At 71.7% G+C, this 9,330-nt stretch carries 9 protein-coding genes; 8 read left to right on the top strand and 1 reads right to left on the bottom strand.

Translation table 11 applies throughout. From position 1 onward, the window contains the following. Window positions 1-789: 789 nt before the first annotated feature. Window positions 790-1,557 carry an IclR family transcriptional regulator gene (locus C1I97_RS24370; RefSeq protein ID WP_111005322.1) on the bottom strand — a complete coding sequence of 256 codons (768 nt, stop codon included), beginning with the start codon at window positions 1,555-1,557 and terminating at the stop codon, window positions 790-792. Between the two features lie 248 nt (window positions 1,558-1,805). On the opposite strand from C1I97_RS24370, the gene C1I97_RS24365 reads away from it, so the two are divergent. The 8 genes from C1I97_RS24365 to C1I97_RS24330 form a co-directional block, all read left to right on the top strand. Continuing rightward, window positions 1,806-2,777 (top strand): ABC transporter substrate-binding protein, encoded by a 972-nt coding sequence (locus tag C1I97_RS24365; RefSeq protein ID WP_111005321.1) that lies wholly within the window; start codon window positions 1,806-1,808, stop codon window positions 2,775-2,777. Beyond that, on the top strand, window positions 2,774-3,574 hold the full coding sequence (locus tag C1I97_RS24360) for an ABC transporter permease (protein ID WP_111005320.1): 801 nt from the start codon (window positions 2,774-2,776) through the stop codon (window positions 3,572-3,574). Before C1I97_RS24365 ends, C1I97_RS24360 begins: the two co-directional genes overlap by 4 nt. Continuing rightward, a complete protein-coding gene (locus tag C1I97_RS24355; RefSeq protein ID WP_111005319.1) occupies window positions 3,571-4,359 on the top strand; it encodes an ABC transporter permease in 789 nt (262 codons plus the stop codon). The genes C1I97_RS24360 and C1I97_RS24355 overlap by 4 nt, the downstream gene beginning before the upstream one ends. Beyond that, entirely contained in the window at window positions 4,356-5,159 is an 804-nt protein-coding gene (locus C1I97_RS24350) for an ABC transporter ATP-binding protein (protein ID WP_111005318.1), read from the top strand. The genes C1I97_RS24355 and C1I97_RS24350 overlap by 4 nt, the downstream gene beginning before the upstream one ends. Next, window positions 5,152-6,351 carry a flavin reductase family protein gene (locus C1I97_RS24345; protein WP_111005317.1) on the top strand — a complete coding sequence of 400 codons (1,200 nt, stop codon included), beginning with the start codon at window positions 5,152-5,154 and terminating at the stop codon, window positions 6,349-6,351. The genes C1I97_RS24350 and C1I97_RS24345 overlap by 8 nt, the downstream gene beginning before the upstream one ends. Window positions 6,352-6,396: 45 nt before the next feature. Continuing rightward, window positions 6,397-7,275, top strand: coding sequence for a VOC family protein (locus C1I97_RS24340; RefSeq protein ID WP_111005316.1), 879 nt, complete (start codon window positions 6,397-6,399; stop codon window positions 7,273-7,275). A gap of 30 nt (window positions 7,276-7,305) precedes the next feature. Then, entirely contained in the window at window positions 7,306-8,472 is a 1,167-nt protein-coding gene (locus C1I97_RS24335) for a hydroxylase (RefSeq protein ID WP_111005315.1), read from the top strand. Further along, a partial coding sequence (locus tag C1I97_RS24330; protein WP_111005314.1) for an alpha/beta fold hydrolase occupies window positions 8,472-9,330 on the top strand: 859 nt, incomplete at its 3' end. The genes C1I97_RS24335 and C1I97_RS24330, both read left to right, overlap by 1 nt.

The raw sequence follows: 9,330 nt of genomic DNA, 5'->3' as shown, positions 1-9,330 counted from the left end.
GCCAGGGGGCCGGGTGGCCAGATGGCTGGATGGCCGAACGGGCAGGTGTTCCGGTTCGTCTGCCGGACGACTGAACCGGCTGGTCGGCCGTCCGCGTGGTCAGATGGTCCAACTGTCCGGCCGGTCGAACGGTCGGATGACCCGGTTCGTCCGGCCGGGCGGCTGGTCCGGCCGGGCGCAGGCGACCGGCGCACCGGGCGGCGGTCCGCCGGCCCGACCGGCCGGCAGACGCTCGGCACCCCACCGGTCGGGGGCGGCAGCCCGGGCTCCCGGGCCCACGCGGCCACCGCCCACGCCGCCCCTCCCCCGCTGCCGGACGGCCGACTGCGCCCTCGGAGGGGGCACCGCCCTCGGGACGCACGAGCCGGCGGCGGCCACGCGGGTCCGGAAACCGACCCGAGGAGGCCGGTGCTCACCGCGGTCGGCCGGGAGCCGTCGCCCATGCGGCGGGATGATGCGGCGGACGCCTCGGCTCCGTCCGGCCGCGGTCCCGGGACCGCGGCCGGACGCGCGGGGAGGACGCGGCCGCGACGCCGGGACCGCGCGGTGCACGGCGCGGTGGTCGTGGTCGATCGGCTCGTCGGGGAACCGGTGCCCCGGGAGTTTCGGCGGATGCCTGCGCCGGTGGCCGTGCCGACGAGGCCAACGAAGCGGACGAGACCGACGAGGCCGCTCACCCGAGGACCGGCGGCCCGTCCCCCGGGTCCGGCCGCACCGGCACCGCGCGGCGGTCCCGAGGGCGCCGCCCGCCCGGGCAACGCGGCCGGCGTCCCGGCACGGGCCGCCGGCTCAGGCGTGCGTCCGGCTGAACGGGGCGTCGTCCGCGCCGCTGCGCAGGCCGGCGGAGATGTCCCGGGCCGTCGTACGGGCCAGGCGTCCCAGCGACGCCGGCGGGTGCTGGCCCCGGCGGCCACCGATCATCACGCAGGTGTCCACCGACTGGTCCTCGGCGAAGACGGGGGCGGCCGCCCAGACCAGCGGGGAGGTGTGCTGCGCGCCGGTGGGAGAGTGCGCGAAGCCGAGCTGCCGTATCTGGGCCAGTTTCTGCCGCCAGGCGAACTGCTCCTCGCTGCGCAGCGGGCGCGACGCCGGCCGGCGGTCCGGGTCCCCGCTCCAGGCCAGGAGCGCCAGACCCGCGGGATGCTCGTCCAGCATCGGCGACCCGAGCTGTTCCCAGACCCGGACGGTGCCGCGCCCGGCGATCTTGTCGATGATGTGCAGCCGGTCGCCCTCGCAGGTCGCCAGGGCGACCGGCAGCCGAGTGCTCGCGTGCAGGTCGACCAGGGCCGGGCGGGCGCAGTCGCGCAGCAGCCGGATGTCCGGGACGCCGTGGCCGAGGCGCCACAGGCGCGGGCCGAGCCGGTAGCGGCCGCGGCCGGTTCGCTCGATCGCACCGTGCTCGGAGAGCGTGGCGAGCATCCGGTGCACGGTCGCCGGCGGCAGATCGGTCGCCGCGCAGATGTCGGCGACCGAGCGCTCGGCCATGCCTTCCGTGAAACAGCCGAGGATGTCGAAGGCCCGCGCCAGCACTCCGCGCTTGCCGTTGATCTCGCTCATCTCGGCTTCCTCTCGCCACCCGGCGTTCCCCAGGGGGAACAGTTTCAGCCACGTGAAAGATGTGTGTACATGGAACGTACGTGACGTCCTTCGTTACGTCGAGGTTTCCGAGTCAACCGAGATGAAATTCCGATTGGTGAGGGATCGGGCCACTCGCGGGCCCCCTTTTGTCACTGTCGTCGTGCCCGCCACGGACGCATCCTCCGCACGAGCCGAGCTCTCGGGCACGACAGAAGGACTGGACCCTCATGGCTTCCACTCGTTTTCGCGCTCTCGCCACGACCGCCGTCGCGGCGCTGGCCCTGTGTACCGCCTGTTCCTCCGACGGCTCCGGCTCGAAGGCGTCGGGCGACGACCCTCTCAAGCTGGCCGTCTTCGCTTCGCTCAACGGCGTCCCGGCCTTCGCCGCGGACGACGAGGGCATCTTCGGCAAGCACGGCCTCGACGTCGAGATCAGCACGGCGAAGACGTCCACCGAGATGGTCCCGCAGTTGCTCGGCGGCAAGGTGAACCTCGCCCTGCTCGACACCGCCACCTCGCTCGTCGCCGCAGGCCAGGGTGTCGACCTGGTCTACGTCGCCGGGGCCACCGACGGGGGCATCCCCGAGGGCCAGGAGGAGTTCAGCTTCGCCAACGTGTGGGTCAAGAAGGACTCCCCGATCAAGTCGCTGGCCGACCTGACCGGCAAGACCGTCGGCGTCCCGCAGATCAAGAGCGCGCCCTGGGTCGACCTGCGCGGATCGGTCGACGATGCCGGCGGCGACAGCTCCACCATCAAGTTCATCGAGTCCCCGGACCCGCTGGCCGCCCTGAAGTCCGGCCAGGTCGACGCGACCACCACGCCCGAGCCGGTGGGCACCGTGGAGCGCGCCAAGGGCGAGCTGCGCCCGCTCGGCCCGGTCAACTCCGGCGGCGGCGGATCGGCGTACGTCTGGGTCACCACCCGGGCCTTCGCCGACGCGAACAAGGACAAGGTGAAGGCGTTCGCGGAGGCGGTGCGCGAGGGCAACAAGACCGTCAACGGCGACCGCGACCTGCTGGTGAAGACCGCCGCCGAGGCCCTCAAGGCGGACGCGGCGCTGCTGGAGAAGGCGGCCTTCCCGGTCTACGCCGAGAAGCCGCTGACCAAGGAGGACATCGAGTTCTCGGTCCAGTACATGAACAAGTACGACATGTTCGAGAAGGCCGCCCCGGACGCAGGGAAGCTGATCCTGCCGTGACCCGCACCCCGCTCCGGACGGCGCCACCCGGCGCCCGGCGCCTGGTCAACAGGCTCCTGGCGATCCTGGTCGCGTTCGTCGTCTGGCACCTGTTCGCCCGCGGACCCGGATCCTCCAGCGGCTTTCCCACACCGCTGGAGAGCATGGAGTCCGCGGTCGACCTGGCCGGCACCTCCGTCTACTGGTCGAACATCGCCTCCTCAGTCGAGACCGCCCTGCTGGGCCTGGGTCTGGCCCTCCTGATCGGTCTGCCCATCGGCCTGCTGATCGGGGCCAACGAACACGCCCGGCGCAGTACCCAGCTGATCCTGGACTTCGGCCGGACGGTGCCCGCGATCGCGTTGCTGCCGCTGTTCCTGCTGATGTTCGGCGCGACCCGCAGCCTCGGCCTGGTCCTCATCGTGGTGTCCGCGGTCTGGCCGGTCGTCATCCAGACCTCGTACGCCGTCGGCGAGATCTCGCCGCAGCTGCGCCGGGTGGGGCAGGCCTACCACCTCACCCGGTGGCACCGGCTGCGCTACCTGATCGCTCCGTCCATGCTGCCCTTCGTCTTCGTCGGCCTGCGGATCGCCGCGACGATCTCGCTGCTGATGGCGATCAGCTCGGAGTTCCTCGGCGGCTCCGAGGGACTGGGCTACCTGCTGCTGCAGGCGATGCAGATCAACGACACCCACCGGGCGTTCGTCTACTCGTTCACGGCGGCGCTCCTCGGCCTGGTGCTCAACCTGGTCTTCGTGCTGCTCCAGCGCCGCGTGCTGTGGTGGCACCCCTCGGTCCGCAAGGGAGGTGCATCATGAGCAGGACGCTGCGCGTCGTCACCGCCGTCGCACGGGAACTGTGGCTCCCGGTGCTCCTGGTCGCCGCCTGGTGGTGGCTCAGTGCCGGCAGCACGTCGCTCTACTGGCCCCCACTCTCCGAGATCACCGACCGCTTCGTCGACCTGTGGTTCTTCGAGCACCTCGTCGAGGACGCGCTGCCCAGCGTGATCCGGCTGGTCTCCGGGTTCGGCATCGGGTTCGCCGTCGCCGTGGTGCTCGGTCTGGTCCTCGGGTCCGTGCCGGCCCTGGAGGACGCGACCCGGCCGCTGGTGGAGTTCATGCGCGCGCTGCCCAGCGTGGCGCTGCTGCCGATCATGATGCTGCTGCTCGGCACCGACGACGACATGAAGGTGATCACCATCGCCTTCGTCTCCACCTGGCCGATCCTGCTCAACACAATCGAGGGCGTCCGTTCCGTCGACCCGGTGCTGCACCAGGTCGCGGCCGGCTACCGGCTCAGTGCCTGGCACCGGATCCGCTACCTCGTCGTCCCCGCCGCCATGCCGCAGATCTTCGCCGGTGCCCGGGTGGCGCTGTCGATGTCGGTGGTGGCGATGGTGCTCACCGAGATGGTCGGCAGTCCGGGCGGGCTGGGCTACTTCGTCCTCAACTCGCAGCGCACGTTCGACATCGTCGCGATGTGGACCGGCCTGATCGTCCTCGGCCTGATCGGCTACGCGGCGAACAAGACGTTCGGCCTCGTCGAGGCCCGGGTGCTGGCCTGGCACCGCGGCTACACCAAGCAGAAGGAGGACCAGCGATGAAGACGCAGACCACCCTGAAGAAAGGGGAGCCGGGCGGGGACGCCTCCGGCCCGATCATGCAGGTCCGCGGCCTGGGCCACAGCTACGGCGAGCGCCAGGTCCTCAAGGGCCTGGACTTCGAGGTCGGCCGCGGCGAGCTGATGTGCATCGTGGGCCCCTCGGGCGTCGGCAAGACCACGCTCCTGGAGTGCCTGACCGGGCTCCGCCGCCCCAGCGAGGGCGAGGTGCTGTTCGACGGCGGGCGGATCGAGGCTCCCCCGCGCGGGCTGGCCATCGTCTTCCAGGACTACAGCCGCTCGCTGATGCCGTGGCTCAGCGTGCTCGACAACGTGGTGCTGCCGCTGCGCTCGGCGGGCGTCGCCAAGGCCGAGCGGGAGAAGACCGCCCGGGAGGCGCTGGCCGAGGTCGGTCTCTCGGACTTCACCGGCCACTACCCCTGGCAGCTGTCCGGCGGCATGCAGCAGCGGGTCGCGATCGCACGGGCGCTGGCCTACCGGCCGGCCGCGGTGGTGATGGACGAGCCGTTCGCCTCGGTGGACGCCCAGACCCGGGCGGACCTGGAGGACCTGCTGCTGCGGGTGCGCGAGCACCTCGGCATCACGGTGCTGCTGGTCACCCACGACATCGACGAGGCCGTCTACCTCTCCGACCGGGTGCTCGCCCTCGGCGGGAAGCCGGCCGGTATCCGCAGTCTGCTCACCGTCGACCTGCCCGCCCCGCGCGAGCAGGTCGCCACCAAGGCGCTGCCGCGGTTCGCCGAACTGCGCAGCCAGGTCTACAGGTTGATCCGCGATGTCTAAGACGACCACGGGCGCGGCCCTGACCGCGATAGACCCGCACACGTTCCGCGAGGCGCTGGGGCACTACCCCACCGGGGTGGCCCTGGTCACCGCGACCCTCGACAGCGGCGAGCACATCGGGATGGTGGTCGGCACCTTCAACTCCGTGTCGATCGACCCGCCCCTCGTCTCGTTCATGCCCGACCGCAACTCGCGCACCTTCGCCCGGCTGCGGGAGGCAAGCACCTTCTGCGTCAACATCCTCGCCGCCGACCAGGCCGACCTCGTCACGAGCTGGCGCGGCCCGGAGTCGTTCGCCGGCGTGGAGTGGCGGCCGTCGCCGTCCGGCGCGCCGATCCTGCGCGACTCGGTCGCCTGGGTCGACTGCTCCTACCACCAGCTGGTCGACGCCGGTGACCACTACATCGTGCTCGGCGGGGTCCGTTCGCTCCAGGTGCAGCGTCCGACCTCTCCGCTGCTCTTCTTCCAGGGCGGCTTCGGCGGCTTCGCACCGTCGTCGTTCCTGGTGCCGGGCGAGCACGACCTGATCCGGGCCGCCCGGCTCAGCGAGGCGGCGATGGAGCCGCTGGCCACGCTGGCCGCCGAGGAGTCGGCCGACGTCTCGCTGCTCGCGTCGATCGGTGACCACGACGTGGTGATCGGCACCGAGCGGGGCTCGGCGACGCCCACCTACTTCGAGATCGGCCTGCGGCTGCCGCACCTGCCGCCCATCGGCGCGGTCCACCTCGACCCCGCCGACGAGGCGGGCCTCGCCCGCTGGCTCGACCGGCTGCCGCGCAGGGACGAGACGGCGCGCAGGCGCTGCCGGGAGCTCGCGGAGCGGGTCGCTGTGCAGGGCTACTCGCTCTGCCTGGTCGGCCACGCCCCGGACCAGGACACCTGGCAGGACGTCACCCGCTACATCCACGGCGAGCCGACACCGCGGCGCCAGCGCCAAGTGCTCAGCATGCACCTGGACCGCCTCGACTACTACGAACCCGACCTCGACCCGGACGGCACGTACGACGTCCGTTCGATCACTGTGGCGGTGCCGATGGCCGGTACCCCGCGGCTGGCGGTCCGGATGTCCTTCCCGCCGGCCGGGGCCAGTGGGAGGACCGTCGCCTGGTGGGGTGCGCAGGTGCGCGACCGGGCGGCCGAGGTCGCCGACCTGATCCAGATCCGGTTCGGTCAGGACCGCGTGCTCGGCTGAGCCCGCTCCGTCCCGCCCTGCACCGCACGACCGCGAAGGAGAGACATGACCGCCCGCGTCACCGCCCTCGGTTACCTGCAGTTCACCGCCACCGACCTCGACCACTGGCAGGACTTCGGCCAGCGGGTGCTCGGGTTGATGGCCGACCGCCGCGGCGACGACCGCCTGCTGTTCCGCATCGACGAGAAGGCCTACCGCCTGGAGGTGCGTCCCGGTGAGAGGGGCGGTGTCAGCGCGGTCGGCTGGGAGACCAGGGGCCCCGCCGAGCTCGCCGAGCTGGAGGAGCGCCTGGTCGCCGCCGGGTACGAGGTCACCCGCCCGGGCGAGGCGGTCGCCAAGGAGCGGATGGTCTCGGACCTGATCCGCTTCCGCGACCCCGACGACTGTTACGACCACGAGATCTTCTGGGGCCTGGGGACCTCCTCGGCGCGGTTCGCCTCCCCGATCGGCGCGGAGTTCGTCGCCGGGGCCGAGGGCGTGGGCCACGTCCTGCAGGTGGTCTCGGACCGTGCCCGCTACGAGTCGCTCTTCCTCGACGTCCTGGGCTTCCGGCTCTCCGACCACATCGACCTCGCCCCGGACCTCGCAGCAACGTTTCTGCACTGCAACCCCCGCCACCACTCCTTCGCCTTCACCCCGAAGGTGGAGGGCCGCCCGCTGGGCGTGGGCCACTTCATGCTCGAGGTCACCGACCTCGACGTGATCGGCCGGGCCATGGAGCATATCGAGGACGAGCCGCACCGGCTGCTGAAGACGTTCGGCCGGCACAGCAACGACCGGATGATCAGCTTCTACCTGCTGACCCCGTCCGACGTGGGGCTCGAGTTCGGCACCGGCGGCATCAAGATCGACGACGAGACCTGGACGCCCACGCGGTACGACACCGCGCACTTCTGGGGCCACCACTCCGTCGACCACCACTGACCCGACCGCCATACCAGAGAGGAAGGCACCATGAACCCCGTGCTCGACCGCGTGCTGGAGCACGCCGAGCTGCTGGAGAGCGACGGACCCGTGTCCGAGGAGCTCGGCCGGGTCAGCGACGAGGTCGCCGCCGTGCTGCGCGAGTCCGGGGTGATCCGGATGCTCCAGCCCCGTGACTTCGGCGGCTTCGAGTCCCACCCGACCGACTTCCTGCGCACCGTCCACGAGATCGGCCGGCGCAACGGCGCGGCCGGCTGGGTCGCCGGCGTGGTGGGCGTGCACCCGCACGAACTCGCCCAGGGCGACCTGCGGATGCAGCGCGAGATCTGGGGCGAGGACCCCGACACCTGGGTCGCCTCGCCGTACGCCCCGATGGGCCGGGCTCGACCGGTGGAGGGCGGCTACGTCTTCAACGGACGCTGGCCGTTCTCCTCGGGCACCGACCACTGCCGGTGGGTGATGATCGGCGGCCTGATCATCGACCAGGAGGGCAACGTCACCGACCGGGAGACGATCCACTTCGTCCTCCCCCGCGGCGACTACGAGATCCTGCACGACTCCTGGGACGTCATCGGGCTGCGCGGCACCGGCAGCAAGGACATCCTGGTAAAGGACGCCTTCGTACCCGAACACCGGCTGATCCGCACCGACCCGGTCACCGACGGCAGCGCCGGGCCGATCGCCGGCCGGGACGCACCGCTGTACTCGATGCCGCGCAACGTGATCTTCTCCGGAGCGATCACCACGGCGACGATCGCGCTGGCCCAGGGCACCCTGGACGCATACGTCCGGTGGACCCGGGAGCGCAGCAGCCGGTTCGGGTCCGCCAGCCGCGACCCGTTCCAGCTGTCCGTGCTGGCCCCGGCGGCCGCCGACATCGACGCCAGTCTGAGTCACGTCCTGCACGACATGGACCGGGCCTTCGACACCGTCTCCTCCGGTCGGCTGCTCACCCTCTCCGAACGTGCCGGGATCCGCCGCAACCAGGTCTCCGCCTCGCACCGCGCGGCCGCGGCCGCCGACGAGGTCTTCAAGGTCAGCGGCGGCTCGCAGCTGCACGCCAAGAACCCCATGCAGCGGATGTGGCGCGACTGCCAGAGCGCCCTGCACCACGTGCAGAACTACGCGGGCCCGCTGTACCAGGCCTACGGCATGGACTTCTTCGGCGGCGAGATGCCGGCGGCGGTGAAGGTCTGATGCCCGCCACCACCGAGCCGCTGACCCGGGAGTCCACCTCCCGTTTCGTCACCGTCGACGGCACCCGCCTGCACTACCACGAGGCCGGCACCGGACCGGAGGTGCTGCTGTGCGTCCACGGCGGGGCACCCGGGGCCTCGGGCTGGGGCAACTTCGGCGCCAACCTCGCCGAACTGTCCCGCCACGCCCGGGTCCTGGTCGTCGACCTGCCGGGCTACGGCCGGTCCGACACCATCGACCTGACCGGCAGCAAGTACCGGCCCTACGCGGACGTATTCGCCGCGATGCTCACCGAACTGGGCATCGAGCGGGCGAGCGTGGTCGGTCTGGCCACCGGCGGCGCGGTCGCGATCGCGATGGCCCTGCACCACGCCGAGCGCGTGGACCGCCTGGTCCTGGTCTCCAGCGCCGGCGGGGTCCCGCTGTTCAGCACGATGCCGTCCGAGGGCCAGAAGGCCATCCGCTCCTACTACGCGGGCGAGGGCCCGTCGCGGGAGAAGATGCGCGCCTACCTGCGGATGATGATGTTCGACCCCGGGCTGGTCACCGACGCACTCGTCGAGGAGCGGTACCTGGAGTCGGTCGCCGGCGGCGAGGAACGCCGGGCCGCCGCCGAGTCGGCGGGCGTGCCGGCCGAGCCGCTGTGGCAGGAACTGGGCCGGATCGCGGCGCCGACGCTGATCGTCTGGGGGACCGAGAACCGGGTGCAGGGCTTCGACAACGCCCTCTTCCTGCTCAAGCAGATCCCGGACGCCCAGCTGCACCTGTTCAAGCGGACCGGGCTGTGGGTGCCCCACGAGCGCGCCTCGGAGTTCACCCGGCTGGTGCTCGGGTTCCTCGCCGAACGCCCCGCCACCC

The organism is Streptomyces sp. NTH33 (genome assembly GCF_003236365.1).
Taxonomy (GTDB): Bacteria; Actinomycetota; Actinomycetes; order Streptomycetales; family Streptomycetaceae; genus Streptomyces.
The sequence above is the reverse complement of the archived record's forward strand: the minus strand, read 5'-3'. Positions and strand labels throughout refer to the sequence as shown.

Bases quoted from the DNA above. Each gene is read 5' to 3' on its own strand.
- C1I97_RS24345 (WP_111005317.1), top strand. From the start codon at position 5,152: ATGTCTAAGACGACCACGGGCGCGGCCCTGACCGCGATAGACCCGCAC.
- C1I97_RS24350 (WP_111005318.1), top strand. From the start codon at position 4,356: ATGAAGACGCAGACCACCCTGAAGAAAGGGGAGCCGGGCGGGGACGCC.
- C1I97_RS24335 (WP_111005315.1), top strand. From the start codon at position 7,306: ATGAACCCCGTGCTCGACCGCGTGCTGGAGCACGCCGAGCTGCTGGAG.
- C1I97_RS24365 (WP_111005321.1), top strand. From the start codon at position 1,806: ATGGCTTCCACTCGTTTTCGCGCTCTCGCCACGACCGCCGTCGCGGCG.
- C1I97_RS24340 (WP_111005316.1), top strand. From the start codon at position 6,397: ATGACCGCCCGCGTCACCGCCCTCGGTTACCTGCAGTTCACCGCCACC.
- C1I97_RS24355 (WP_111005319.1), top strand. From the start codon at position 3,571: ATGAGCAGGACGCTGCGCGTCGTCACCGCCGTCGCACGGGAACTGTGG.
- C1I97_RS24370 (WP_111005322.1), bottom strand. From the start codon at position 1,557: ATGAGCGAGATCAACGGCAAGCGCGGAGTGCTGGCGCGGGCCTTCGAC.